We start from the raw sequence: 26138 nt of genomic DNA on the forward strand, positions 1-26138 counted from the left end.
GCAGAACCACCTTTGCCGTCCGCCCAAGGACGCGCCTTTCTTTTGGTTACTTTTCTTTGGAAGACAAAGAAAAGTGACCGCCGCCCCGCGCGGGGGCGACGCTAGCAGACCGTTAGCGCAACAGGTTCACCGACAAGTGCGTGGAGAACCAACCCAAAACCACGCCCCCGCGAGCCCCACCCCGCTCATCAAAGAATGATGCGACGGAAATCCCCGAGCAACGCTCCGAGATACGCATTGAACCGCGCGGCTTCCGCGCCATCGATGACACGATGGTCATACGACAGCGACAGCGGCAGCATGAGCCGCGGCACGAACTGCTTGCCGTCCCACACCGGCTTCATCTGGCCGCGCGACAACCCGAGGATCGCCACTTCCGGCGCGTTGATGATCGGCGTGAAGTTCGTCCCGCCGATCCCGCCGAGCGACGAAATCGAGAAGCAGCCGCCCTGCATCTGGTCCGGCTTCAGCTTGCCTTCGCGCGCGGCCTTCGAGAGGTCGCTCATTTCCTTCGCGATGTCGACGAGGCCCTTCTTGTCCGCGTCGCGGATCACCGGCACGACGAGGCCGTTCGGCGTATCGGCCGCGAAACCGACGTGGAAGTACTGCTTGAACACGAGGTTGTCGCCGTCGAGGCTCGCGTTGAAGGTCGGGAATTTCTTCAGCGCGGCAACGACCGCCTTGATCACGAATGCGAGCATCGTGAACTTCACGCCCGCCTTTTCGTGTTCCTTGTTCAGCTGGACGCGCAGCGCCTCGAGCTCGGTGATGTCCGCTTCGTCGTTGTTCGTGACGTGCGGGATCATCACCCAGTTGCGATGCAGGTTCGCGCCCGAGATCTTCTTGATGCGCGACAGCGGCTTCGCCTCGAACGGGCCGAACTTCGAGAAGTCGACCTTCGGCCAGGGCAGCAGGTTCAGCTCGCCGCCGCCCGCCGGCGCGGCTGCCGCGGCCGGCGCCGCGCGCTGGCCCGTCATCACGCCCTTCACGAAGCCCGTGACGTCTTCCTTCGTAATGCGGCCCTTCGGACCCGAGCCCTGCACGCGCGCGACTTCGACGCCGAGTTCGCGTGCGAACTTGCGGACCGACGGCGATGCGTGGCTGGCGCGATATTCGCCCGACGGCGCGGCGGCCGCGGCCGGCGCGGCGGCAGCGGGTGCCGGCGCGGCCTTCGCGGGTGCCGGCGCGGCGGCAGGCGCCGGCGCGGCCGCGGCCGGAGCCGGTGCGCTGGCCTGCGGTGCGGCGGCAGCCGGTGCGCCGGCGGCTTCGAGCAGCACGATCAGCGTGCCTTCCGACACCGAATCGCCCACCTTGACCTTGATGTCCTTCACGACGCCGGCGGCCGGGCTCGGCACGTCCATCGTCGCCTTGTCCGACTCGAGCGTGACGAGCGACTGTTCCTTCTCGACCGTGTCGCCGACCTTCACGCCGATCTCGATCACCGGGACGTCCTTGTAGTCGCCGATGTCGGGCACCTTCACTTCGAGCGTGCCGCCGGACGCGGCCGGTGCGGCAGCGGGCGCGGCGGCGGCCGGTGCCGGCGCTGCTGCGGGAGCGGGAGCCGGAGCCGCGGCCGGCGCGGCCGCGCCGTTCGCCTGCGCGCCCGCGCCGCCTTCGAGCAGGACGATCAGCGAACCTTCCGACACGGAATCGCCGACCTTGACCTTGATTTCCTTCACGACGCCGCCTACCGGGCTCGGCACGTCCATCGTCGCCTTGTCCGACTCGAGCGTGACGAGCGACTGCTCGGGCTCGACCGTATCGCCGACCTTCACGCCGATCTCGATGACCGGCACGTCCTTGTAATCGCCGATATCCGGCACCTTCACTTCGATCGCTTGACTCATCTGTTTCTGTCTCCATGGCCGCGCGCGCTCCCCGCGGGAGCGGCGCGCGGCATCACACGGCGTGTGCGTTAAACGGTCATCGGGTTGGGCTTGGACGGATCGAGGTTGTACTTGGCGATCGCGTCCGCGACCACCTTGCGCTCGATCGTGCCTTCGTCGGCCAGCGCGTTGAGCGCCGCGACGGTAACCCAGTGACGGTCGACTTCGAAGAAGTGACGCAGCTTCTCGCGAGTGTCCGAACGACCGAAGCCGTCGGTGCCCAGCACGACGAAGCGGCGATCGATCTGGCCGCGGATCTGGTCGACCAGCGCACGGACGTAGTCGGTCGATGCGATGACCGGGCCCTGCGTGTCCTTCAGGCACTTCTGCACGTGCGACAGGCGACGCTCCTCGGTCGGATGGAGCAGGTTCCAGCGCTCGACCTGATGGCCTTCGCGCGCGAGTTCGGTGAAGCTCGGCACGCTCCACAGGTCGGCGGCGACACCCCAGTCGTTCTTCAGCAGGTCGGCGGCGGCGATCACTTCGTTGAAGATCGTGCCCGCGCCGAGCAGCTGGACGCGCGGCGCCTTCTTGTCGGCGTCGGCCTTCCTGAACGCGTACATGCCCTTGATGATGTCGGCCGCCACGTGCTCGCCCTGCGGAATCGCCGGGTGCTCGTAGTTCTCGTTCATCACCGTGATGTAGTAGTACACGTCTTCCTGGTCCTGCACCATGCGGCGCAGGCCGTCCTGGACGATCACCGCGAGTTCATAGCCGAACGTCGGGTCGTAGCTCACGCAGTTCGGCACCGATGCCGCCCACAGCAGCGAGTGGCCGTCTTCGTGCTGCAGGCCTTCGCCGTTCAGCGTCGTGCGGCCCGCGGTGCCGCCCAGCAGGAAGCCGCGCGAACGCATGTCGCCCGCGGCCCACGCGAGGTCGCCGATGCGCTGGAAGCCGAACATCGAATAGAAGATGTAGAACGGCACCATGATCTCGCCGTGCGTCGAATACGACGTCGCCGCCGCGATCCAGTCGCACATGCCGCCCGCTTCGTTGATGCCTTCCTGCAGGATCTGGCCGGTCTGCGATTCCTTGTAGAACATCAGCTGGTCGGAATCTTCCGGCACGTACTTCTGGCCTTCCTGGTTCCAGATGCCGATCTGGCGGAACAGGCCTTCCATGCCGAACGTACGCGATTCGTCCGGGACGATCGGCACGACGCGCTTGCCGAGCGCCTTGTCCTTCAGCAGGATGTTCAGGATCCGCACGAACGCCATCGTCGTCGAGATCTCGCGGCCTTCGCCCGTGCCCTTCAGCAGCGGCTCGAACGCGTCGAGCGCCGGCACCGGCAGCGACGTCGCCTTCTCGCGGCGGTGCGGCAGGTAGCCGCCGAGGTCCATGCGCTTCTGGCGCATGTACTCGAGTTCCTTCGAGCCTTCCTCGAACTTCAGGTACGGCACGTCGGCGATCTGCTCGTCGGTGATCGGCAGACGGAACTGGTCACGGAACTTCTTCAGTTGCTCGACCGGCAGCTTCTTCTGCTGGTGCGTGATGTTCATCGCCTGGCCCGACTCGCCCATCCCGTAGCCCTTGATGGTCTTCGCGAGGATGACGGTCGGCGCGCCCTTCGTGTTGGTCGCTTCGTGGAACGCCGCGTAGATCTTGTGCGGATCGTGGCCGCCGCGGTTCAGCGCCCAGATGTCGTCGTCCGACCAGTCGGCGACGAGCGCCTTCAGTTCAGGCGTGTTGAAGAAGTGCTCGCGGACGTACGCGCCCGACTCCGACTTGTACGTCTGGTATTCGCCGTCGACGACTTCCATCATCCGGCGCATCAGCGCGCCCGTCTTGTCGCGTGCGAACAGCGCATCCCAGCGGCTGCCCCAGATGACCTTGATCACGTTCCAGCCGGCGCCGCGGAATTCCGATTCGAGTTCCTGGATGATCTTGCCGTTGCCGCGCACCGGGCCGTCGAGACGCTGCAGGTTGCAGTTGATCACGAACACGAGGTTGTCGAGCTTCTCGCGGCTCGCCATGCCGATCGCGCCGAGCGATTCCGGCTCGTCCGTCTCGCCGTCGCCGAGGAACGCCCACACCTTGCGGCCTTCCGTCTTCGCGATGCCGCGCGATTCCAGATACTTCATGAAGCGTGCCTGGTAGATCGCCATGATCGGGCCGAGACCCATCGACACGGTCGGGAACTGCCAGAAGTCCGGCATCAGCCACGGGTGCGGGTACGACGAGATGCCCTTGCCGTCCACTTCCTGGCGGAAGTTGTCGAGCTGCTCTTCCGTCAGGCGGCCGAGCAGGAACGCGCGCGAGTACACGCCCGGCGACGAGTGGCCCTGGACGAACACGAGATCGCCGCCGTGCTGGTCGGACGCCGCGTGCCAGAAATGGTTGTAGCCGACGTCGTAGAGCGTCGCGGCCGACGCGAACGACGCGATGTGGCCGCCGACGTTCGTGTCCTTGCCCGCGCGCAGCACCATCGCCAGCGCGTTCCAGCGCGTGTACGAACGGATGCGGTGCTCGATGTCCTGGTCGCCCGGAATCTTCGCCTGGGCTTCGACCGGAATCGTGTTGATGTACGGGGTATTGGCGGAGAACGGCAGGTGCTCGCCGTGCATGCGAGCGAATTCGATCTGCTTTTCGATCAGGTAATGCGCGCGGCCGGTGCCCACGGAGGAGATCACGCCATCGAGCGACTCCAGCCACTCGACGGTTTCTTGCGGGTCGTCGTCACGTTCGGCGGCGACATACTTCATCACTTCGTTCGGTACAGCGGACATTCTCGTCTCCTGGGTCCTGGAATGTGAGGATCGCTCTCGTGCAGACGACGCGGCGCGGCCGGCTGCGGGCAAGCTCCGACGGATTGTAATGAGCGTGGATGGGCCTGCGCAACAAAATTTTCGAATCGTGAGATCTTTTCTCATGATGCGGAATATTGCTGCGCTGCACCCATATTTCGGGGCTCCGCGGCCCGTCTCATCGGAACAAAACCGTTTCCGTTCAACCTATCCGGTATCGGTTTTCCATGTATTGCGCTGCGCTACAATCCTGCCATGTTGACCGATCGGCTTTTCGCACGCTCGGCGCGACCGCCGGGCCCGCCGGCGGAGTCGCAGCCGTCCCGTTGGCACCACGGACCGTGGTGGTCCAACTCCTATTTGCTGACGCCCCTGCTGTCGATCCTGGTGTTCCTCGTCGTGATGAGCCTCATCCTGTGGAGCCTCAACCGGCGTGAACAGCAGCAGCAGGAAGACACCCTGTTTCGCAACGTCGCGTGGGCCCAGCAACAGATCCGCCTGTCGATGACGGGCGCGCAGGAACAGCTGCAGGCGCTGTCGCGCGACCTCGCGTCCGGCCGCCTCGACCAGAACGCGTTCCAGATGGCCGTCGCGGACGTGATGCAGACGCATCCGGAAATCCTCTACCTGAACTGGTACACGGCGCCGGGCGTGCAGCGCTGGCCGGCCGTGCATCCGCCGCTGCTCGGCCAGCGGCTCGCGAAGCCCGGCGACGCGCAGATGCAGGACGCCGTGCGCGGCGCGTACGACGAAGCGCGCAGCACGCGCCGCCAGGCGTATTCGCCGCTGATCTACGACGAGTTCGGCAACGGCTTCATCACGTTGCAGACGCCCGTGATGCGCGGCGACCGCGAATATCTCGGCTCGCTCGCCGCGGTGTTTTCGGTCGAGGGCATCCTGAAGCACGACATCCCGCAGGAACTGTCGTCGAAGTACAAGATCTCGATCACCGATTCGAACAACCGCGAACTGTCGTCCACGTCGACGCGCCCGCGCCTGCCGCGCGACTCGCACTACGATCTCCCGCTCGACCCGCCCGGCCAGGGGCTGACGGTGCGCGTGTACGCGTTCCCGCAACTCACGAACCTGACCAACAACACGCTCGTGTGGCTCGTCGCCGGCCTGTCGTGCTTCGTGCTGTGGAGCCTCTGGAGCCTGTGGAAGCACACGCGCCAGCGCTTCGAGGCGCAGCAGGCGCTGTACGCGGAAGCGTTCTTCCGCCGCGCGATGGAAAACTCGGTGCTGATCGGCATGCGCGTGCTCGACATGCACGGCCGCATCACGCACGTGAACCCCGCGTTCTGCCGGATGACGGGCTGGGACGAGACCGATCTCGTCGGCAAGGTCGCGCCGTTCCCGTACTGGCCGCGCGACGCGTACCCGGAAATGCAGCGCCAGCTCGACATGACGCTGCGCGGCAAGGCGCCGAGCTCGGGCTTCGAGCTGCGCGTGCGGCGCAAGAACGGCACGCTGTTCCATGCGCGCCTGTACGTGTCGCCGCTGATCGACAGCTCGGGCCGCCAGACCGGCTGGATGTCGTCGATGACGGACATCACCGAGCCCAAGCGCGCGCGGGAAGAGCTCGCGGCCGCGCACGAACGCTTCACGACGGTGCTCGAAAGCCTCGACGCCGCGGTGTCGGTGCTCGCCGCCGACGAAGCCGAGCTGCTGTTCGCGAACCGCTACTACCGCCACCTGTTCGGCATTCGCCCGGACGGCCATCTGGAGCTGTCGGGCGGCGGCTTCGACCGCGCGCAGGCGTCGTCCGACTCGATCGACATGGTCGACGCGTTCGCGGGCCTGCCGGCCGCCGCGCTGACGAGCAGCACGGCGGACGCGCAGGAGGTGTACGTCGAGAGCATCCAGAAGTGGTTCGAGGTACGCCGCCAGTACATACAGTGGGTGGACGGCCACCTCGCGCAGATGCAGATCGCGACCGACATCACGACCCGCAAGAAGGCGCAGGAACTCGCGCACCAGCAGGAAGAAAAGCTGCAGTTCACGAGCCGATTGATGACGATGGGCGAAATGGCGTCGTCGATTGCTCACGAATTGAATCAGCCGCTCGCCGCGATCAACAACTACTGTTCGGGCACGCTCGCGCTCGTCAAGAGCGGCCGCGGCACGCCCGAGACGCTGCAGCCCGCGCTGGAGAAGACCGCGCAGCAGGCGCTGCGCGCGGGGATGATTGTCAAGCGGATCCGCGAATTCGTGAAGCGCAGCGAGCCGAAGCGCCAGCCGGCGCGGGTCGCGGACATCGTCGCCGACGCGGTCGGGCTCGCCGAAATCGAGGCCAGGAAGCGCAGGATCCGGATCGTCACGGAAATCCTCGCAAGAATGCCTATTATTTATGTCGACCCCGTGTTGATCGAGCAGGTGCTCGTGAACCTGATGAAGAACGCAGCCGAGGCGATGGCCGACGTGAAGCCGGCGTCGGTGGACGGCGTGATCCGCGTCGTCGCCGACATCGACGCCGGCTTCGTCGACATCCGCGTGATCGACCAGGGCCCGGGCGTCGACGAAGCGACCGCCGAGCGCCTGTTCGAACCGTTTTACAGCACCAAGTCCGACGGCATGGGCATGGGGCTGAACATCTGCCGTTCGATCATCGAATCGCATCGGGGGCGTCTGTGGGTGGTCAACAACGTCGAGCCGGACGGCCGCATTTCCGGCGCGACGTTCCACTGCAGCCTGCCCATTGGGGAACCCGCTGATCTCGGCCAAGGGGGGCGCGAGGCATCGGCATCACATACCGTTACGGGAGAACTATGAATAGCCCTGTCACCACCACTCAGGAAACCGTCTTTGTCGTCGACGACGACGAGGCCGTACGGGACTCGCTGCGCTGGCTGCTGGAGGCGAACGGCTATCGCGTGCAATGCTTCTCGAGCGCCGAGCAGTTCCTCGATGCGTACCAGCCGGCGCAGCAGGCCGGCCAGATCGCGTGCCTGATCCTCGACGTGCGGATGTCGGGCATGAGCGGCCTCGAATTGCAGGAGCGCCTGATCGCCGACAATGCCGCGCTGCCGATCATCTTCGTCACCGGCCACGGCGACGTGCCGATGGCCGTGTCGACGATGAAAAAGGGTGCGATGGACTTTATCGAGAAACCGTTCGACGAAGCCGAGCTGCGCAAGCTCGTCGAGCGGATGCTCGACAAGGCCCGAAGCGAAAGCAAGAGCGTCCAGGAACAGCGCGCCGCGAGCGAACGCCTGTCGAAGCTGACCGCGCGCGAGCAGCAGGTGCTCGAACGGATCATCGCGGGCCGCCTGAACAAGCAGATCGCCGACGATCTCGGCATCAGCATCAAGACGGTCGAGGCGCACCGCGCGAACATCATGGAAAAGCTCAACGTCAACACGGTGGCCGACCTGCTGCGCCTCGCGCTGTCGAAGAAACAGGCCTGAGCGGTTTGTCCGGCCACGGCGGCACGGCTCGCCCCGGCCGCCCGGCCCGCCACCGGCGTTTGCCGCCCCGCGCGATGCGGCCCACTCGCGCGGCGGCGGCCGTTCCTCCCGGCGCACGCGCGCTGCGGCCATGACGCTTCCCGTTGATTCGCTGTCGGACGGCAGCAGGCGACCGGTATAATTACGTGCTTTGCTACGGCGCTTCGCGCGCCGTACGCCCGCATTCCAACTTCCCGGCAGGACCCACCACCATGACAGCCCTCCTCATCGACGGCAACGCCCTTTCGAAGACCTTGCGCGCCCAGGCCGCCGAACGCGCCGCCGCACTGACCGCACGCGGCCACCAGCCCGGTCTCGCGGTGATCCTCGTCGGCGCGAACCCGGCGAGCGAAGTCTACGTGCGCAACAAGATCAAGGCGTGCGAGGACAACGGTTTCTTCTCGCTGAAGGATGCGTACCCGGCCACGCTGTCGGAAGCCGACCTGCTCGCGCGCATCGACGAGCTGAACCGCGACCCGAAGATCCACGGCATCCTCGTCCAGTTGCCGCTGCCCGCGCATATCGACAGCCACAAGGTGATCGAGGCGATCGCCCCGGAGAAGGACGTCGACGGCTTTCACGTCGCGAACGCGGGCGCGCTGATGACCGGCAAGCCGCTGTTCCGCCCGTGCACGCCGTACGGCGTGATGAAGATGTTCGAAGCGCACGGCATCGCGCTGCAAGGTGCGAACGCGGTCGTGATCGGCCGCTCGAACATCGTCGGCAAGCCGATGGCGATGATGCTGCTCGACGCCGGCGCGACCGTGACGATCTGCCACAGCAAGACGCGCGACCTCGCCGCGCATACGCGCCAGGCCGACGTCGTGGTCGCCGCGGTCGGCAAGCGCAACATCCTGACCGCCGACATGGTCAAGCCGGGCGCGACGGTGATCGACGTCGGCATGAACCGCGACGACGCGGGCAAGCTGTGCGGCGACGTCGATTTCGCGGGCGTGAAGGAAGTCGCCGGCTACATCACGCCGGTGCCGGGCGGCGTCGGCCCGATGACGATCACGATGCTGCTGATCAATACGATCGAATCCGCCGAACGCGCGGCTGCCGCCGCAGCCTGACGCTGCCTTTGCCCGGCCGGCGCGCGGTTCAGCGCGCCGGCGCCTCGCCAGCCGCAATCGCGCGGCTGCAATCGCGCCGGCCGGCGCGCCCGATGCACCTCGCCGGCCGCGCCTGGCCGGCCGCACCTCGCCGGCCGCCCGCATCCGACCCTGCGTCAATCGCGTCATTAGAAACTAACGATTGGAAAGCGCACGATGCGCCCCAATAATGTCGGTATCGGGCGCCGCTTCGTCGCGCCTCACCCTTTTCACCCCGGTTCATCCGGCAACAGACAGGGAGTCTTAATGTCCGCCAGCGCCAACACCAATCCGCTCCTCGACTTCTCCGGCCTGCCCCGTTTCGGCGAGATCCGCCCGGAACACGTGACGCCCGCGCTCGATACGCTGCTCGATGCCGCCAGCCGCGCGGTCGAAACGGCGAGCGCGAGCGACACGCCGTCGACCTGGGCCGCCGTCGTCGAAACGGTCGAGCGGGCCACGGAGCCGCTCGGCCGCGCCTGGGGTATCGTCGGCCACCTGAATGCGGTCGCCGACACGCCCGAACTGCGGGCTGCCTACGGTGAGAACCTGCCGCGCGTGACCGAGTTCTGGTCGAGCGTCGGCCAGAATCTCGCGCTGTACGAAAAGTACAAGGCGATCGCCGCGAGCGCCGAATACGCGACGCTGTCCGCCGAGCGCAAGAAGATCCTCGACAATGCGCTGCGCGACTTCCGGCTGTCGGGCGCCGAGCTGCCCGAGGAGCAAAAGCCGCGCTTCGCGCAATTGCAGGAACAGCAGGCCGCGCTGTCGAAGGCGTTCTCCGATCACGTGCTCGACGCGACCAATGCGTACGCGTACTTCGCGAAGGACGAAGCCGAGCTGGCCGGCCTGCCCGGCGACGCGATCGAGGCCGCCCGCGAAGCCGCGCAGAAGGACGGCAAGGAAGGCTGGAAATTCACGCTGCATTTCCCGTCGTACTTCCCGGTGCTGCAGTACGCGGACAACCGCGCGCTGCGCGAGACGCTCTACCGCGCGTATGCGACGCGCGCGTCGGAGCTCGGGCCGCAGTACGGCGACGGCAAGGCCGAATGGGACAACACGGCGATCATCGCCGACGCGCTGAAGCTGCGCCGCGAAGAGGCGCAGATGCTCGGCTATCGCAACTTCGCCGAAGTGTCGCTCGCGCCGAAGATGGCCGAATCGCCGCAGCAGGTGATCGCGTTCCTCGAGGATCTCGCGACGCGCGCCCGCCCGCACGCGGACAAGGACTGGGACGAGCTGCGCACGTTCGCCGCGAAGGAACTCGGGCTCGCCGAACTCGCGCCGTGGGACGTCGCGTACGCCGCCGAGAAGCTCCGCCAGCAGCGCTATGCGTTCTCGGAAAACGAGGTCAAGCAATACTTCCCGGAACCGGCCGCGCTGAAGGGCCTGTTCACCGTCACCGAAACGCTGTTCGGCGTCAAGATCAAGCCGGACGACGCGCCGGTGTGGCACAAGGACGTGCGCTTCTTCCGCGTCGAGAACCGCGACGGCTCGCTCGTCGCGCAGTTCTATCTCGACCTGTACGCCCGCGAAGGCAAGCGCGGCGGCGCGTGGATGGACGACGCGCGTTCGCGCGCGAAGCGCGGCAGCGACGTGCAGACGCCCGTCGCGTACCTGACCTGCAACTTCTCCGCGCCGGTCGGCGGCAAGCCCGCGTGCTTCACGCACGACGAGGTCATCACGCTGTTCCATGAATTCGGCCACGGGCTGCACCACATGCTCACGCGCGTCGACGAGCTCGGCGTGTCGGGCATCAACGGCGTCGAATGGGATGCGGTCGAACTGCCGTCGCAGTTCATGGAGAACTTCTGCTGGGAATGGGACGTGCTGTCGTCGATGTCGTCGCATGTCGATACGGGCGCCGCGCTGCCCCGCGAGCTGTTCGACAAGATGATCGCCGCGAAGAACTTCCAGAGCGGGCTTGGCACGCTGCGTCAGATCGTGTTCTCGATGTTCGACATGCTGCTGCACGTCGATTACGACCCGGCCGGCGCCACCGGCGTGACCGCGTTCGCGCGCGAGATCAACGAGCGCTATCACGTGATCCCGCAGGCGGCGTTCTCGCGCTGGCCGAACACGTTCAGCCACATCTTCGCGGGCGGCTACGCGGCCGGCTACTACAGCTACAAGTGGGCCGAGGTGCTGTCGGCCGACGCGTACGCGGCGTTCGAGGAAGCGGCCGCGACCAGCGGCAGCGTGCTCGACGCGGCAACCGGCACGCGCTATCGCCGCGAAATCCTCGAGGTCGGCGGCAGCCGTCCGGCGATGGAGTCGTTCAAGGCGTTCCGCGGCCGCGAACCGCAGATCGACGCGCTACTGCGCCACAACGGAATGGCGGCGTCTGCGCACTGAGTGCGCCGCCTGGCCACGCCGGCTGTTCAGGCTGCATCGACAGGCACCGCTTCGGCGGTGCCTTTTTTCATGGCGCGGGCGTGTCGTCGCCCACTTCGTCGTCGAACAGCAGGAATTGCCCGTGGCGCTCGGCCGTGTCCTCGTCGATGCGCACGCCGACGCCGAGCAGCCGCACCGGCCGCGCGCGCCGCAACAACCCCTTCGCGAGCAGCGTGACGGCCGTCTCGGCATTCGTCGCGTCGGCCACGCACTCGACCGTCGTACGCTGGAAATCGGCGAAGCGGATCTTCACGTACAGCTTGCGGATCGACCGCGCAGCGCCGGCGCGCTCGATTCGCGCGTCGAGCTGCGCGACGAGGCGGCGGATTTCGTCCGCGCATTGCTCGAGCGTCGTCAGGTCGGTCACGTAGGTCGTCTCGACGCTGACCGACTTGCGCTCCTGGTCGGCCTGCACGGGCCGCTCGTCGATCCCGCGCGACAGTTCGTACAGCCGCCGCCCGAACGCGCCGAACTCGCGGTGCAGGTCGATCAGCGGCCAGTCGCGCAACTGCGCGCAGGTCTGGATGCCGAGCCGGTCGAGCCGCGTGGCCGTCACCTTGCCGACGCCGTGCAGCTTGCGCACCGGCAGCGCCGCGACGAATGCGTCGATCTCGTGCGGCCGCACGACGAATAGCCCGTCGGGCTTGTTCCAGTCGGACGCGATCTTCGCGATGAACTTGTTCGGCGCGACGCCCGCCGACACGGTCACGCCGACCGTATCGCGCACCCGCTCGCGGATCTCGCGCGCAATCAACGTCGCACTGCCCTGGCAGCGTTCCGACCCGCTGACGTCGAGATACGCCTCGTCGAGCGACAGCGGCTCGACGTCCGGCGTGTAGTCGCGATAGATCGCCATGATCTGCCGCGACGCCGCGCGATACTTGTCCATCGCGGACGGCAGGATCAGCAGGTCCGGACACTTGCGCATCGCCAGCGCCGACGACATCGCCGAATGCACGCCGTAGCGCCGCGCCTCGTAGTTGCAGGTCGCGATCACGCCGCGCTGGTCGGGCCGGCCGCCAACCGCGAGCGGCCGGTTGCGCAGCGACGGGTCGTCGCGCATCTCGACCGACGCGTAGAAGCAGTCGCAGTCGCAATGAATGATCTTGCGCATGCGCGGCGGCGCGTCGCCGGGCGGCGGCGCGTGCGGATCGGCAGGCGGGATGGTGGTCGGGCTCACGGTGCCGATACTGTACAAAAACACAGTGCCGGTTTCAACTGCCACGTATGTCCGGAGCCAGTCGCCCGGCGCCGGCCACTCACGATCGGCTGCGCCGTACCGGCCCGGTTTGCGCGGATCGTACCGGCCGGGCACGGGCAGCGGCGCCTATACTCGTCTGCCGCGATACACGAAACGCAAAGGTGATCGATGAAGACGATCGGACTGATCGGCGGCATGAGCTGGGAATCGTCGGCCGAGTACTACCGGATGATCAACCGGCACTCGAAGGCATTGCACGGCGGCCATCACAACGCGAAGAGCGTGCTGGTCACGGTCGACTTCGCCGAAATCGAAGCGCTGCAGCGCACGCACGACTGGGCCGCGCTCGGCGAACGGATGGCCGACGCCGCGCGGCAGCTCGAAGCGGCCGGCGCCGATCTCGTTGTCCTGACGACGAATACGATGCATCGCGTGCACGACGCGATCGAGGCCGCGGTGACGCTGCCGTTCCTGCACATCGCCGATCCGACCGGCAAAGCGCTGCGCGCCGCGGGCGTCGAGCGCGTCGCCCTGCTCGGCACGCGCTATACGATGGAGCTGCCGTTCTATGCGGAACGGCTGCGCGGGAAGTTCGGGCTCGACGTGCTGATGCCGGACGAGCGCGGGCGCGACGACGTGCACCGGATCATCTACGACGAGCTGTGCCACGGCGTCATCTCGGCGGCATCACGCGCAACGTACGTGTCGATCATCGACGAACTGGCGACGCGCGGCGCGCAGGCCGTGATCCTCGGCTGCACGGAAATCACGCTGCTGATCGGCGCGGACGATGCGCCGCTACAGGTATTCGATACGACCGCGCTGCACGCGAAGGCTGCCGTCGAGTGGGCCGCGCGGTAACGGCGACAGCGATCCGCGCGCGAAAAACAAAAAACCCGGCACGAAGCCGGGTTCTTGTAGACGAAGTGCGCATCGGTCAATTGCGCGGCACATCGCCTAATGTGCTTGGTTGCGGGGACAGGATTTGAACCTGTGACCTTCGGGTTATGAGCCCGACGAGCTGCCAGACTGCTCCACCCCGCGTCAGAGAAATAAATTATAGGGTGAGGAAGTACTCACGTCAATACCTTTGTCACAATTTCTGCTTCCGCTGCCCAACCGGCGATGCGTGGCACATGCGCAAGCCCGCATGACGCGCGTTCGCACCCCATGCTCGCGGTAAGATGGCGGCCTTCGCATTCACGCCGCACGCATCCTCCCGTTCATGAAAATCGCCACCTGGAACGTCAATTCGCTCAACGTCCGCAAACAGCACGTGCTCGACTGGCTCGCGCAAAGCGGCGCCGACGTACTGTGCCTGCAGGAACTGAAGCTGCCGGACGAGAAATTTCCGCGCGCCGATCTCGAGGCGGCCGGCTACCGCAGCTGGTTCACCGGCCAGAAGACCTACAACGGCGTCGCGATCCTCGCGCGCGACACGCTCGCCGTCGACGAATCGGACGTCGTGCGCAACATCCCCGGCTTCGACGATTCGCAGCAGCGCGTGATTGCCGCGACGGTCGACGGCGTGCGCATCGTGTCCGCGTACTTCCCGAACGGCCAGGCGCTCGACTCCGACAAGTTCGTCTACAAGATGCAATGGCTCGATGCGCTGCAGGCGTGGCTGCGCACCGAACTGCAGCGCTACCCGAAGCTCGCGCTGCTCGGCGACTACAACATCGCGCCGGAAGACCGCGACGTGCACGATCCCGCGAAATGGGAAGGCCAGAACCTCGTGTCGCCGCAGGAGCGCGCGCACTTCGCGCAGCTGATCGAACTCGGCTTCGTCGATGCGTTCCGCCGCTTCGAACAGCCCGAGAAAACCTTCACGTGGTGGGACTACCGGATGATGGCGTTCCGCCGCAACGCGGGGCTGCGCATCGACCACATCCTGCTGTCGCCGACGCTCGCGGCGACCTGCACGTCGTGCGAAGTCGATCGCGTGCCGCGCACGTGGGAACAGCCGTCCGACCACACGCCCGTCGTCGCGATCGTCGGCTGATCGTCCTGCGCCTGTTCACGCCGATACCGGGCCCCAAGCGGCCCGCGCGCGATCAGCGCCGCGCGGGCGCCGGCCCGAGATGGGCCCACAGGAAGCCGAATTCGGCGGCGTCGGCTTCCGCGCGTTCGAGATCGTCGGCGCTGCCGTGGCCGCCGTCGGTGTTCTCCCAGTACCACACCCGTTCGTGACCGAGCGCCTGCATGCGCGCGGCCATCTTGCGCGCATGCGCGGGATGCACGCGGTCGTCGCGCGTCGACGTCGTCAGCAGCAACGGCGGATACGCGACGCCTTCGCGCACACGGTGATACGGCGAATACGCGGCCAGCGCCGCGCCTTCGCGCGGATCGTCGGGGTCGCCGTATTCGTCGAGCCATGCGGCGCCCGCGTGCAGTTTCGGATAGCGCTGCATGTCGAGCAGCGGCACGCGGCACAGCACCGCGCCGAACAGCTCGGGCCGCTGCATCATGCACGCGGCGACCAGCAGCCCGCCGTTGCTGCCGCCTTCGATCCCCAACTGCGCGGCGCGCGTCACGCCGGTCGCAATCAGATCCTCGGCGACCGCGATGAAATCGTCGAACGAACGCTGCCGGTGTTCGCGCTGCGCGTCGACGTGCCAGCGCGGCCCGAACTCGCCGCCGCCGCGGATGTGCGCGAACGCCATCACGCCGCCGCGTTCGAGCCACCCGATGCCGAACGCATCGCTGTAGCCCGGCAGGTTCGGAATCGCAAAGCCGCCGTAGCCCGACAACAGGCATGGCCGCGCGACGCGCGCCACGCCTTCCGGTGCATCGAGCGCATCGCGCGGCCCGATCAGCGTGTACGGCACCACCGTGCCGTCGCGCGAACGCGCGCTCGCGCGACGTACGACGAGCCCGGCCGCATCGAACTGCACCGGCGGCCGGTCGAGCAGCACGCGGCGCGACGGCGCATCGTCCGCGCGATCGGCAAGATCGGCAAGATCGGCCAGCCAGCATTCGGGTGGATCGAGCGTGGTGTCGACGTCGACGTACACCTCGTCGTTCAGCGTCGACTCGACGGGCTCGACATCGATCTGCGCGTCGCCCGGCCACTCGAACGGCCGTGCGTCCCACGTCCACGATCCGTCGTCGGCCTGCTTCGGCTGCCACAGCATGGTCCGGTTGTGCACGTCGTCGAGCCAGCTCGCGATCAGCGTGGTGCGCGTGTGCGTCCACGTGCAGGCGGACGTCGTCGGTCGCGGTGCGAACAGCGTCGTGAATGTGCGCGCGCCGGCGAGGAACGCCTGCTCGCGGATCGCGAGCAGCGAACCGCCCGCGTGGCGCACGCCGTCGCAATCCCAGTCAAGGCGCGGCTCCAGCATGAGCCAGCCTTCCCAGAACCCGACCTCGACATGTGTCGGCACGTCGTAGCGCGCCCATTCGCCCGCGTCGGTCAGTCGATACGCATGCGCGTCGAAGAAGTCGACGCTGCGCCACGCGACGTGGCGGCGGTCGATCGGGTCGTACCATGCGCCCGCGCTGATGTCGTCCGGCTCACCGCTGAACACGACGGGCGCATCGGCGAGCGCGGTGCCGCGTACCCAGCGCCGTGCTTCATACGGATAACCGGCCGCGGTCGCATGTGCTTCGCCGCGATCCCAGCTCACGTACACGGTGTCGCGGTCGATCCAGCCGACCGTGTGATGGCCCGGTTCGTCGATCGTGAAACCGCCGTCGACGAAACGGCGCTCGACGAGATCGAATTCGCGCACGACGACCGCGTCGGCGCCGCCGGGCGACAGCGACAGCAGCACGCGATCGCCGTCCGGATACAGGATCGCCTCCTGCTCGAACACCCACGACTCCCCCTCTTCCGCGCCGAGCGCGTCGACGTCGAGCAGCGTTTCCCAGGCCGGCTGGCCGGCTCGCCAGTCGGCCCAGCGCGTGCGGCGCCACAGTCCCTTCGGGTGGAGATCGTCCTGCCACAGGTCGTACGCCCAGTCGCGCCAGCGGGTCGGAATCACCGGGCGTTCGCGGGGCAGATACGCTTTCGCGAGACGCGCGGTCAGCGCGCGATAGGCATTGTCGTCACGCAGCGCGGCGCGCGTGCGCACATTCTGCTCGTCGACCCACGTACGGGCGCGCTTGCTGTCGAGCGCTTCGAGGAAACGGAACGGGTCGGCCCCGGCGGGCCAGCGGAAGGAATCGGACATGGAGGATCGGCGGAATGGCAAACGGCGTGCAAACCGCGATTATGTCCGATCGCGGCATGCGCGGGCCCGCGCATGCCGCGAATCGTGCCCGGTCAGGGCTCCAGATGGAGTTCCTGGATCTTGCGCGTGATCGTGTTGCGGCCGATGCCGAGCCGCTCTGCGGCCTCGACCTTGCGGCCGCGCGTGAAGTCGAGCGCCTCGCGAATCACGGCCGCCTCGAAGCGGCGTGCGAGTTCGTCCATCACGTCGGTCGAGTTCTCGCGCAACAGCCGCGCGACTTCGGTGCGCAGCCCGTGCTCCCACAGCGGGTAGCCGGCCGGCGCGCTGCCGTTCGCCGCGCTCGCGGCGGGCGCCGCGGCGAGCGGCGTTGCGCCGATCGCGGAAGGTACGGCCGCCGCGTGGCCGCCGCTGCCGTGCGCGTCCGCACCCTCGCCCGTCGCGACGACCGGCGCCGCGGGCGTGCCGCCCGGCACGAGGTCGGGCGGCAGATCCTTGATCTCGACCGTCTGCGCGGGCGCCATCACGGTCAGCCAGTTCGCGAGATTCTCGAGCTGCCGCACGTTGCCGGGAAACGGCAGCGACGTCAGGTACGCGAGCGCGTCGTCGGACACGCGCTTCGGCTCGACGCCGAGATCGCGCGCGCTCTTCTGCAGGAAGTGGCGTGTGAGCAGCGCGATGTCCTCGCTGCGTTCGCGCAGCGGCGGCAGCCGCAGCCGGATCACGTTGAGCCGGTGGTAAAGGTCCTCGCGGAACAGCCCCTGCCGCACGCGCGACTCGAGATTCTGGTGCGTCGCCGCGATCACGCGTACGTTCGCGCGCAGCGGGTTATGACCGCCCACCCGGTAGAACTGCCCGTCCGACAGCACGCGCAACAGGCGCGTCTGCAGGTCGAACGGCATGTCGCCGATTTCGTCGAGGAACAGCGTGCCGTTCTCGGCCTGCTCGAAGCGGCCCTGCCGCGTCGTCTGCGCGCCGGTGAACGCACCGCGCTCGTGGCCGAACAGTTCGGATTCGAGCAGATCTTTCGGAATCGCCGCCGTGTTCAGCGCGATGAACGGCCCGTTCGCGCGCGGGCTGTGACGGTGCAGCGCCCGCGCGACGAGCTCCTTGCCGGTGCCCGATTCGCCGGTGATCAGCACGGTCGCGGCCGAATGCGACAGCCGGCCGATCGCGCGGAACATGTCCTGCATCGCGGGCGCCTGGCCGAGCATCTCGGGCGCCTCGGCCACCCGCTCGTCCTGCGGCGCGCCGCCGCGCAGGCTTTCTTCCACCGCGCGACGGATCAGCTCGACCGCCTTGTCGACGTCGAACGGCTTCGCGAGATATTCGAACGCGCCGCCCTGGAACGCCGCGACGGCGCTGTCGAGATCGGAGAACGCCGTCATGATGATGACAGGCAGGCCCGGCAGCCGCTCGTGCATCGCCTGCAGCAACTCGAGGCCCGAGCCGCCCGGCATCCGGATGTCGGACACGAGCACCTGAGGCGTCTCGTGGTCGAGCGCGGCCAGCGCGTCGCGCACGTTCGCGAAGCTCTTCGTCGCGAAGCTGTCCCGGGCGAGTGCCTTTTCAAGCACCCAGCGGATCGATTGGTCGTCGTCTACTATCCAGATCGGCTTCATAGGTCGGTCAGGTATGGGTGAATCGCAATGCCGCCGCTCAATGGTCGAGCGGCAGCAGAATCTGAAATTCGGTACGTCCGGGCCGGCTTTCGACCTCGATCATCCCGTCGTGCTGCTGGACAAACGTCTGCGCGAGCGTGAGGCCGAGGCCGCTGCCGTCGTCGCGTCCGGACACGAGCGGGTAGAAGATCCGGTCGCGGATCTCTTCCGGAATGCCGGGCCCGTTGTCGATCACGTGCAAGTCCAGTGCCAGCCGGTACAGGCGCTTGGCGATCGTCACCTTGCGCGCGATGCGCGTGCGCAGCTCGATCTTCGCGTCGCCCTGCGCGATGCGTTCGCGCAGCGCCTGCGCGGCGTTGCGCACGATGTTCAGCAGCGCCTGGATCAACTGCTCCTTGTCGCCGCGCAGGTCCGGCACGCTCACGTCGTAATCGCGCTCGATCGTGAGCCCGCGCGGGAATTCCGCGAGCATCACCGCGCGCACGCGTTCGCATACTTCATGAATGTTCACGTCGCCGACGATGTGCGGATGCCGGTGCGGCTCCAGCAACCGGTCGACGAGCGTCTGCAGGCGATCGGACTCCTTGATGATCACCTGCGTGTATTCGCGCAACTCGCCGCGCTCGCGCTCGCCCAGCTCGAATTCGAGCAGTTGGGCTGCGCCGCGAATGCCGCCGAGCGGATTCTTGATCTCGTGCGCGAGGTTGCGGATCAGTTGCTTGTTGACCGCGGTCAGGTCGTGGATGCGCTCTTCCCGATCGGTGCGCGACTGCCGTTCGTTCTCGAACAGTTCGACGAGCACGAAATCGGGTGCGCTCTCGAGGAAGCCGACGATCGCATGCACATGCAGCGGTTCGCGGCCGGGCCGGTCGAGCACGGTATCGAGGTGCGTCGCGTGAAAGCGTTCCTGGCCGATCGCGGTGATCGTCGACGCGAGTTCGTTCGCGTTCGGGAAAATCTCGCCCCACGGCCGCTGCGCGAGCTGCCGCCGCGAGATGTCGAGCATCGCCTCCGCGGACGGGTTCGCGAACGCGACCCGCAGCGTCTTGCGGTCGAGCACGATCACGACCGTCGGCAGTGCTTCGAGCCCTGCCAGCAGACCCGAGCGCGCGAGCCGCTCGTCGTCCGTCAGTCGTTCGGGCTGCCCCGTTTTCGCCTTGATCAGATTCTTCAGAACCATCTGCGTGCTTGTCGCGCCTCACCGGGCCAGAAAATGAAAATCGTCGGAACAAAAAAGGGACGGCCGGACGCCGTCCCCTTTCAGACTCCGCCGTTCCCGCCGCAAGCCGCGCGACGGGAACGAACCGGCATGACGGCGCTGAATCGAAGCGCCATCGCCGATTAGAGCGAGTAGTACATCTCGAACTCGATCGGGTGCGTCGTCATGCGGAACTTCGCCAGCTCCTGCTCCTTCAGCGCGAGGTACGCGTCGATCATGCCGTCCGTGAACACGCCGCCGCGCGTCAGGAACTCGCGATCCTTGTCGAGCGCTTCGAGTGCCTGGTCGAGGCCCGCGCACACGGTCGGGATCTTTGCATCCTCTTCCGGCGGCAGGTCGTACAGGTTCTTGTCCGCGGCTTCGCCCGGATGGATCTTGTTCTGGATCCCGTCGAGGCCGGCCATCATCAGCGCCGTGAAGCACAGGTACGGGTTCGCCATCGGATCCGGGAAGCGCGTTTCGATACGGCGGCCCTTCGGGTTCGACACGTGCGGAATGCGGATCGATGCCGAACGGTTGCGTGCCGAGTAAGCGAGCTTGACCGGTGCTTCGAAGTGCGGGACCAGACGCTTGTACGAGTTCGTCGTCGGGTTCGTGATCGCGTTCAGCGCACGGGCGTGCTTGATGATGCCGCCGATGTAGAACAGCGCCAGTTCCGACAGGCCCGCGTAGCCGTTGCCCGCGAACAGGTTCTGGCCGTCCTTCCAGATCGACTGGTGAACGTGCATGCCCGAACCGTTGTCGCCGACGACCGGCTTCGGCATGAACGTCGCCGTCTTGCCGTACGAGTGCGCGACGTTATGGATGATGTACTTCGACCATTGCGTCCAGTCGGCGCGCTGAACCAGCGTCGAGAACTTCGTGCCGATTTCGTTCTGGCCCTGGCCCGCCACTTCGTGGTGGTGCACTTCGACGGGGATGCCGAGCTGTTCGAGCAGCAGGCACATTTCCGAACGCATGTCCTGGAACGTGTCGACCGGCGCGACCGGGAAGTAGCCGCCCTTCGTGCCCGGACGGTGGCCCGTGTTGCCGCCTTCGAATTCCTTGCCTGCCGACCACGGCGCTTCTTCCGAGTTGATCTTCACGAAGCAGCCCGACATGTCCGTGTTCCACTGGACCGAGTCGAAAATGAAGAATTCCGGTTCCGGACCGAAGTACGCCGTGTCGCCGATGCCCGTGCTCTTCAGGTACGCTTCGCCGCGCTTCGCGAGCGAACGCGGATCGCGCTCGTAGCCCTTGCCGTCGGCCGGCTCGACCACGTCGCAGGTCAGCACGAGGGTCGACTCTTCGTAGAACGGGTCGACGAAGGCAGCGCTCGGATCCGGCATGAGCAGCATGTCCGACGCCTCGATGCCCTTCCAGCCCGCGATCGACGAACCGTCGAATGCATGACCGCTTTCGAACTTGTCTTCGTCAAACGCCGAAACCGGCACCGACACGTGCTGTTCCTTGCCGCGCGTATCCGTGAAGCGGAAATCGACAAACTTGACGTCCTCGTCCTTCACGAGCTGCATGACGTCGGCGACGGTTTTACTCATAACCTCTTCTCCTGATTGAACAATTCCGGCGGACTGGGAAACCGCCTCGTTTATCGAGCTGACCGGGGTCTTGCTTTGGCGCAGCGCGCCCCGATTCGACCGAATTCTATATAGCAGCTTCCGTGCCAACCATCGCAAAACCGACGCGAATCGCGCCGGCCCGCGCCGCAGCGGGGCTTCGCTGCGCGATTCCGGGGCCGGGCGCCGCACCGGCGATGGCGACGTCGCACCGCGATGGTGCAATCGGTCGAGCGCACCCGCGCAATGCGATCATTCTGGTGCATGCCGCCCATTCTGCACCGTTTTGGTGAGCGCGTGTCCGGCGCGTGCACCGTGCCGCATGCGGACGTCCGTGCGGTGCCGTCGCGCTAGAATGGTCGTTTGACCGATACGGAGACTTCCCGTCATGAGTACGCTGGACCAGCTTTACGCGAAGGCCGACGAACGCCGCGCGCAAGGCGCGCTCAACTATGCCGGCGCGCTGCTGCCGGTCGAGGCATTCGAACTGCTGCAGCTCGACCCGTCCGCGCGCCTCGTCGACGTGCGCACGCGCGCCGAGCTCGACTGGGTCGGCCGGCCGCTCGTCGGCGACGGCCAGTACCTGCACGTCGAATGGACCCGCTACCCGGGCGGCGTGCCGAACGCCGAATTCGTCAATGAACTGAAGGCCGCCCTCCCGGCCGATACGCCGATCCTGTTCCTGTGTCGCAGCGCCGCGCGCTCGAAGCTCGCCGCGGTCGCGTCCGCGCAGGCCGGCTTCACGAAAGCGTTCGACCTGCTCGAAGGCTTCGAAGGCGCGAAGGACGCCGAAGGCCACCGCAAGACGGTCGACGGCTGGTGCTTCCGCAAACTGCCGTGGATCGGCGCCTGACGGCGCGCCGCGCCCGCTGGTTGCGACAGCCTCATCGTCGAGCCGCGCGATGACATGCCGATGACGGGCCGCGTTGCGCGGCCCGTTGCTTTTGGTGCGGCCGTGTTGTTGCAGGCCGCCGCTCAGGCGCGCGGCGTATCGGGCTCGACGACGTCGCCGCCGAGCAGGTGCACGCCTTCGCGCAGCTTCACGAATGCGGCCGCGACCGCTTCCGGCTCGCCCTTCACGCCGAGATCGATGTGACGGCGCGCATAGATGCCGCCGCGCTCCGCGTCGCCGACGCTCGGCAGGCTGAACACGCGCACGCCCGGAAAATCGCGCTCGATCCTTTCCATCAGCGGCGTGAGCGTCGATTCCGGCAGCTCGAACACGTACAGCGAGCGCTCGGCATGCGGCGTCGCGTGATGCAGATGCGCGTACTTCGTATCGAGCACCCATTCGATCATCGGCCACGCCATCACCGGGAAGCCCGGCACGAAGTGGAGATCGCCGACCGAGAAGCCCGGAATCCGGTTATAGCCGTTCGGGATGATCGTCGCGCCGGCCGGGAACACGCCCATGTTGAAGCGATGCCGGTTCTCCGGCGACTCGAAGTCGACCGGCGTGGCCGGATCGGTGTGCGTTTCGCGGATCCGCTCCGCAATCAGCGCCTTCGCGTCCGGATGCAGCTCGAGCGGCACGCCGAGCGCGGCGGCCGCGCACTGGCGCGTATGGTCGTCCGGCGTCGCGCCGATCCCGCCCGTCGAGAACACGATGTCGCCCGACGCAATCGCACGCGCGAGCGTCGCGGTGATGCGCGCGGGATCGTCGCCGACGTATTCGGCCCAGTCGAGCGCGAGGCCGCGCGCGCCGAGCAACTCGATGACCTTCGCCAGGTGCTTGTCCTGCCGGCGGCCCGAAAGGATTTCGTCGCCGATGATGATGATGCCGATGCTCATGCCTGCCCCATGTCGATTGCGGTGGCGCGCGCACTGGCGCGCAGGTCTTCCAGCGCGCGCAGGCAGTAGTGCCCGAACCACAGCGCCGAGAAGACGAGGATGAAAGCGTAAACCCAGATCATGGCGGCCGCGACGAACGGGAACAGCACCATCATCCAGACGGACGAGACCCATACGAAGGTCGGCACGGTGCCGAGCAGCCCGGTCGCGACGCCGATGCCGATCAGCGGCCAGCGATGCCGGCGCACGAGCGCGCGGCGCTCGTCGCGGCTCGCGTGCAGCGCGAGCGCGTCGTAGGTCATCACGCGGTACGTGAGCCAGCCCCAGATCACCGGCGGCAGCAGCGCGAAGAACGGCGGAATCAGCCACAGCGGGATCGTGACGACGAGCAGCACGACGCCGACGATCGCCGCGCCGAGCGAGTTGGCCACGCTGCCGATGAAGGTGCCGCCCCGCTTCGGCTCGAGCGCCGCGAACTGGCGGTTCGACAGGTGCTTGATCACGACCGGCATCGAGATCGTCGCGATCAGCAGCAGCACGGTCAGCACGATCAGCGGGATCGCGAGCGACACGACCACGAACGGCGCGACGACCGCATGCAGCTGCGACATGCCGATCGCATCGAACGCGCGATACAGCGCGGCCGTCAGCACGAAACCGTCGAGCGCGCCGCGCGCCAGATCCAGCAGCGTCTGCCACGAGAACCACAGCACGACGCCCCACAGCAGCGCCGACACGACGAACGGCATCAGGGTGAGCCACAGCATGCGCGGGTGCAGCGCGCTGGCGAGCGCCCGGACGAAGGAGCGCAGCAAGTCGTTCATGCGGACCTGTATCGATGGAGAAAAACGGGGAAAGGATAAACCACACGGCCCGCATGCGCCAAAGCGCAGGCGGGCCGTGTGGGAAAGCCGTTCAACGGGAGAAAGGCCCGGTCGGGATCAGGCCGACGCCGCGCCGCGCTTCGCGGGGAACAGGCGCCGGAAGATCCGCACGAACGCGAGGCCGTGCTGCGACCAGAAGCCGTCGCCGTAGGACACGCCGTCGACCTGCTCGCGGATGCCGGTCGGCTCGACGGTGCGGTTCCACGACGCGGTGCCGAACAGCATGTCCCACCACGGGAACAGCACGCCGAAGTTGCAGCCGTACTTGGTGCCTTCGTGGCCATAGCCGACCGCATGATGCCGGCGGTGGAAGATCGGGCTGACGAGCAGGCGCTCGCCGATGCGGCCGTACGACAGCCGCGCATTCGTATGCTGGACGCTCTGCAGGAAGTTCGTGACCGCGGTCAGCACGACGAACTGCGACGGCGTCACGCCGATCACGAGCGCGATCGCCGCGAAGAAGCACGACTGGAGCACGTCGTCGAGCAGGTGGTTGCGGTCGTCGCACCACAGCGACATCTGCCGCTGGCTGTGATGGACCGCGTGCAGCTCCCACCAGATGCCGAACTTGTGCTGCCAGCGGTGATACCAGTAGCCGGCGAAATCGAGCACGACGAGGTAGATCGCGAATGCGACGATCGGCCGCGAGGTCACGCCCGGCCACAGATAGTCGAGGTTCACGTTCGCGACGCCGTGCAGGCGCAGCCACGCCTGGAGGTTGTCGAACACCGGCTGCAGCGCGAAGAAGAAGAACAGCGTGTAGATGCCGAGCTTCGAGATCGCGGTGTAGATCACGTCGACCCGCACCGCGCGGCGGTTCTTCCAGCGCTCGACCGGCAGCAGCGCCTCGAGCGGGCGCAGCAGCGCGAACATCAGCACCATCTGCAGCGCGCCGACGATCACCCAGTACAGCGCATCGTAGGTGTCCTCGTCATAGTCCATCAGGTTGAACTTGAAGAGGAGCGGCTGCACGACGTCGACGTACAGCCAGGTCTGGATGTCCGACACGAACGCATCGATCAGGTGCAGCATCGTCCGCCTCCGCCCGTCACGCGCCGTTCGCCGCCTTCCACGGCGCGCGGTCGTAGAAGTAGATGCCGTGCGGCGAGCGACCGACGGCGATCGTCTGCACCAGCTTGCGCGACGCCAGATCGATGATCCCGACCTTCTTCGCGAAACGGAACGTCACCCACAGCGTCTTCTTGTCGGCGGACAGCTCCATGTCGTCGGGGCCCGGCAGCAGGCCGGTGATGTCGCCGACCTTGGTGAGCGTGATCTCGTCGATGATGCTGATCGTGTTCGCGACGCGGTTCGTGATCGCGACGTGCGTGCCGTCGGCGAGCGAGCGGAAGTTGTGCGCGCCCTTGCCCGTCTGGATCGTCTTCACGACCTTCTGATTGCGCCAGTCGACGACCGCGACGTAATCGGCGCCCGTCATGCCGACCAGCAGGTATTTGTCGTCCGGCGTCATCCACAGGCCCGCCGGCACCTTGCCGACCGGCATCTTCCACTTGACCGTCTGCGTCGCGAGGTCGACCGCCGCGATCTCGCCGGACACCTGCAGCGACACGAGCACGGTCTTGCTGTCCTTCGTGAACGCGAGGTGGCTCGGCATCACCGCGAGCGGCAGGCGCTTCACGAGATGCAGGTCGCGGCCGTCGTAGCTGTAGATGTCGAGCCGGTCGAGACGCAGCCCGGTCGACACGAACCACTTTTTGTCCGGCGAGAAGCCGAGCTGGTACGGATCCTCGATGCCTTCGACCGTGCGCTGCAGCTTGCCCGTCTTCGGATCGACGAACATCAGGCTGTTCGAGACCGAATTCGCGACGATGAGCGACGAATTGTCGGGCGTCGCCATCAAATGGTGCGGTTCCTTGCCGGTCGGCATCGTGGAGACGACCTCGCGGGACTGCTGGTCGATCAGGGAAAGCGTCGCTTCGGCCGAATTGAGGACGATCACGTTATTCGCGTGTGCGGCGGGCGCCAGCACGGCGGCGGCCAGCGCAAGCGTGCGGCCGAAGGAAAGGAAAGTGCGCATGAAGACTCACGTCGTGGAACAGCAGTCATTGTAGAACGTTCGGCGGGCCCCTCCGGTTGACCCATGCCGGTATTGCGCCGCTTTTGCGCCGCCTTTG

The 26138-nt window shown here is 66.9% G+C and carries 18 protein-coding genes, 1 tRNA gene and 1 pseudogene; 7 read left to right on the forward strand and 13 right to left on the reverse strand.

Features of this window, described 5'->3' with window-relative positions; all coding sequences use genetic code 11:
* Positions 1–188: 188 nt before the first annotated feature.
* The 3 genes and pseudogenes from aceF to CFB81_RS36800 all read right to left on the reverse strand — a co-directional run.
* The gene (aceF, locus tag CFB81_RS10980; protein WP_089435272.1) at positions 189–1847 is read right to left on the reverse strand and encodes a dihydrolipoyllysine-residue acetyltransferase; all 1659 of its coding nucleotides are present in this window, start codon (positions 1845–1847) and stop codon (positions 189–191) included.
* Between the two features lie 68 nt (positions 1848–1915).
* Entirely contained in the window at positions 1916–4612 is a 2697-nt protein-coding gene (gene aceE, locus CFB81_RS10985; RefSeq protein ID WP_069621817.1) for a pyruvate dehydrogenase (acetyl-transferring), homodimeric type, read from the reverse strand.
* A 136-nt stretch (positions 4613–4748) separates the two neighbouring features.
* Positions 4749–4966 (reverse strand): annotated as a pseudogene (locus tag CFB81_RS36800) (hypothetical protein); the annotation flags it as partial.
* Between CFB81_RS36800 and fixL the strand changes: the two are divergent.
* From fixL to CFB81_RS11010, 4 genes are all read left to right on the forward strand, one after another.
* The gene (fixL, locus tag CFB81_RS10995; RefSeq protein WP_050013013.1) at positions 4886–7402 is read left to right on the forward strand and encodes an oxygen sensor histidine kinase FixL; all 2517 of its coding nucleotides are present in this window, start codon (positions 4886–4888) and stop codon (positions 7400–7402) included. The pseudogene CFB81_RS36800 and the gene fixL overlap by 81 nt on opposite strands.
* Complete coding sequence (fixJ, locus tag CFB81_RS11000; protein ID WP_006493245.1) at positions 7399–8037, forward strand: oxygen response regulator transcription factor FixJ; 639 nt, start codon at positions 7399–7401, stop codon at positions 8035–8037. The genes fixL and fixJ overlap by 4 nt, the downstream gene beginning before the upstream one ends.
* Before the next feature lie 251 nt (positions 8038–8288).
* Complete coding sequence (folD, locus tag CFB81_RS11005) at positions 8289–9149, forward strand: bifunctional methylenetetrahydrofolate dehydrogenase/methenyltetrahydrofolate cyclohydrolase FolD (RefSeq protein ID WP_069621816.1); 861 nt, start codon at positions 8289–8291, stop codon at positions 9147–9149.
* Between the two features lie 285 nt (positions 9150–9434).
* A complete protein-coding gene (locus CFB81_RS11010) occupies positions 9435–11522 on the forward strand; it encodes a M3 family metallopeptidase (RefSeq protein ID WP_089435273.1) in 2088 nt (695 codons plus the stop codon).
* A 67-nt stretch (positions 11523–11589) separates the two neighbouring features.
* Here the strand turns inward: CFB81_RS11010 and dinB are convergent, their stop codons facing one another.
* Positions 11590–12765, reverse strand: a complete 1176-nt coding sequence (dinB, locus tag CFB81_RS11015) for a DNA polymerase IV (protein WP_069621814.1) — start codon at positions 12763–12765, stop codon at positions 11590–11592.
* Positions 12766–12930: 165 nt separating this feature from the next.
* Between dinB and CFB81_RS11020 the strand changes: the two genes are divergently transcribed.
* Positions 12931–13623, forward strand: coding sequence for an aspartate/glutamate racemase family protein (locus CFB81_RS11020; protein ID WP_089435274.1), 693 nt, complete (start codon positions 12931–12933; stop codon positions 13621–13623).
* A 106-nt stretch (positions 13624–13729) separates the two neighbouring features.
* Here the strand turns inward: CFB81_RS11020 and CFB81_RS11025 are convergent.
* A tRNA-Met gene (locus tag CFB81_RS11025) sits at positions 13730–13806 on the reverse strand.
* A gap of 181 nt (positions 13807–13987) precedes the next feature.
* Here CFB81_RS11025 and xth point away from each other — a divergent pair.
* Positions 13988–14764: an exodeoxyribonuclease III gene (xth, locus tag CFB81_RS11030; RefSeq protein ID WP_089435275.1), complete on the forward strand. Its 777-nt coding sequence runs from the start codon at positions 13988–13990 to the stop codon at positions 14762–14764.
* A 52-nt stretch (positions 14765–14816) separates the two neighbouring features.
* Here the strand turns inward: xth and CFB81_RS11035 are convergent, their stop codons facing one another.
* The 4 genes from CFB81_RS11035 to glnA all read right to left on the reverse strand — a co-directional run bounded on the left by CFB81_RS11035 (position 14817) and on the right by glnA (position 21310).
* Entirely contained in the window at positions 14817–16934 is a 2118-nt protein-coding gene (locus tag CFB81_RS11035) for a prolyl oligopeptidase family protein (protein ID WP_089435276.1), read from the reverse strand.
* Between the two features lie 92 nt (positions 16935–17026).
* A complete protein-coding gene (gene ntrC, locus CFB81_RS11040; protein ID WP_069621810.1) occupies positions 17027–18553 on the reverse strand; it encodes a nitrogen regulation protein NR(I) in 1527 nt (508 codons plus the stop codon).
* A gap of 37 nt (positions 18554–18590) precedes the next feature.
* Positions 18591–19733, reverse strand: a complete 1143-nt coding sequence (gene glnL, locus CFB81_RS11045) for a nitrogen regulation protein NR(II) (RefSeq protein WP_179234889.1) — start codon at positions 19731–19733, stop codon at positions 18591–18593.
* Positions 19734–19894: 161 nt separating this feature from the next.
* On the reverse strand, positions 19895–21310 hold the full coding sequence (gene glnA / locus CFB81_RS11050; RefSeq protein WP_017331833.1) for a type I glutamate--ammonia ligase: 1416 nt from the start codon (positions 21308–21310) through the stop codon (positions 19895–19897).
* A 406-nt stretch (positions 21311–21716) separates the two neighbouring features.
* On the opposite strand from glnA, the gene CFB81_RS11055 reads away from it, so the two are divergent.
* Positions 21717–22181 carry a rhodanese-like domain-containing protein gene (locus CFB81_RS11055; protein WP_059583291.1) on the forward strand — a complete coding sequence of 155 codons (465 nt, stop codon included), beginning with the start codon at positions 21717–21719 and terminating at the stop codon, positions 22179–22181.
* Positions 22182–22303: 122 nt separating this feature from the next.
* On the opposite strand, the gene CFB81_RS11060 is transcribed toward CFB81_RS11055, so the two are convergent.
* The 4 genes from CFB81_RS11060 to CFB81_RS11075 form a co-directional block, all read right to left on the reverse strand.
* Complete coding sequence (locus tag CFB81_RS11060) at positions 22304–23119, reverse strand: molybdopterin-binding protein (protein WP_069621809.1); 816 nt, start codon at positions 23117–23119, stop codon at positions 22304–22306.
* The gene (locus CFB81_RS11065) at positions 23116–23943 is read right to left on the reverse strand and encodes an EI24 domain-containing protein (protein ID WP_069621808.1); all 828 of its coding nucleotides are present in this window, start codon (positions 23941–23943) and stop codon (positions 23116–23118) included. The genes CFB81_RS11060 and CFB81_RS11065 overlap by 4 nt, the downstream gene beginning before the upstream one ends.
* A gap of 117 nt (positions 23944–24060) precedes the next feature.
* Positions 24061–25035 carry a sterol desaturase family protein gene (locus CFB81_RS11070; RefSeq protein ID WP_069621807.1) on the reverse strand — a complete coding sequence of 325 codons (975 nt, stop codon included), beginning with the start codon at positions 25033–25035 and terminating at the stop codon, positions 24061–24063.
* A gap of 16 nt (positions 25036–25051) precedes the next feature.
* Positions 25052–26041 carry a beta-propeller fold lactonase family protein gene (locus CFB81_RS11075; protein WP_069621806.1) on the reverse strand — a complete coding sequence of 330 codons (990 nt, stop codon included), beginning with the start codon at positions 26039–26041 and terminating at the stop codon, positions 25052–25054.
* Between the last annotated feature and the right edge of the window lie 97 nt (positions 26042–26138).

The sequence above is a fragment of the Burkholderia sp. AU28863 genome (assembly GCF_002223195.1).
Taxonomy (GTDB): Bacteria; Pseudomonadota; Gammaproteobacteria; order Burkholderiales; family Burkholderiaceae; genus Burkholderia; species Burkholderia sola.

What these genes read in the sequence shown, in the direction of transcription:
- aceF (WP_089435272.1), bottom strand. Translation starts at nt 1,847, where the DNA reads ATGAGTCAAGCGATCGAAGTGAAGGTGCCGGATATCGGCGATTACAAG.
- aceE (WP_069621817.1), bottom strand. Translation starts at nt 4,612, where the DNA reads ATGTCCGCTGTACCGAACGAAGTGATGAAGTATGTCGCCGCCGAACGT.
- fixL (WP_050013013.1), top strand. Translation starts at nt 4,886, where the DNA reads ATGTTGACCGATCGGCTTTTCGCACGCTCGGCGCGACCGCCGGGCCCG.
- fixJ (WP_006493245.1), top strand. Translation starts at nt 7,399, where the DNA reads ATGAATAGCCCTGTCACCACCACTCAGGAAACCGTCTTTGTCGTCGAC.
- folD (WP_069621816.1), top strand. Translation starts at nt 8,289, where the DNA reads ATGACAGCCCTCCTCATCGACGGCAACGCCCTTTCGAAGACCTTGCGC.
- CFB81_RS11010 (WP_089435273.1), top strand. Translation starts at nt 9,435, where the DNA reads ATGTCCGCCAGCGCCAACACCAATCCGCTCCTCGACTTCTCCGGCCTG.
- CFB81_RS11020 (WP_089435274.1), top strand. Translation starts at nt 12,931, where the DNA reads ATGAAGACGATCGGACTGATCGGCGGCATGAGCTGGGAATCGTCGGCC.
- xth (WP_089435275.1), top strand. Translation starts at nt 13,988, where the DNA reads ATGAAAATCGCCACCTGGAACGTCAATTCGCTCAACGTCCGCAAACAG.
- CFB81_RS11035 (WP_089435276.1), bottom strand. Translation starts at nt 16,934, where the DNA reads ATGTCCGATTCCTTCCGCTGGCCCGCCGGGGCCGACCCGTTCCGTTTC.
- ntrC (WP_069621810.1), bottom strand. Translation starts at nt 18,553, where the DNA reads ATGAAGCCGATCTGGATAGTAGACGACGACCAATCGATCCGCTGGGTG.
- glnL (WP_179234889.1), bottom strand. Translation starts at nt 19,733, where the DNA reads ATGGTTCTGAAGAATCTGATCAAGGCGAAAACGGGGCAGCCCGAACGA.
- glnA (WP_017331833.1), bottom strand. Translation starts at nt 21,310, where the DNA reads ATGAGTAAAACCGTCGCCGACGTCATGCAGCTCGTGAAGGACGAGGAC.
- CFB81_RS11055 (WP_059583291.1), top strand. Translation starts at nt 21,717, where the DNA reads ATGAGTACGCTGGACCAGCTTTACGCGAAGGCCGACGAACGCCGCGCG.
- CFB81_RS11060 (WP_069621809.1), bottom strand. Translation starts at nt 23,119, where the DNA reads ATGAGCATCGGCATCATCATCATCGGCGACGAAATCCTTTCGGGCCGC.
- CFB81_RS11065 (WP_069621808.1), bottom strand. Translation starts at nt 23,943, where the DNA reads ATGAACGACTTGCTGCGCTCCTTCGTCCGGGCGCTCGCCAGCGCGCTG.
- CFB81_RS11070 (WP_069621807.1), bottom strand. Translation starts at nt 25,035, where the DNA reads ATGCTGCACCTGATCGATGCGTTCGTGTCGGACATCCAGACCTGGCTG.
- CFB81_RS11075 (WP_069621806.1), bottom strand. Translation starts at nt 26,041, where the DNA reads ATGCGCACTTTCCTTTCCTTCGGCCGCACGCTTGCGCTGGCCGCCGCC.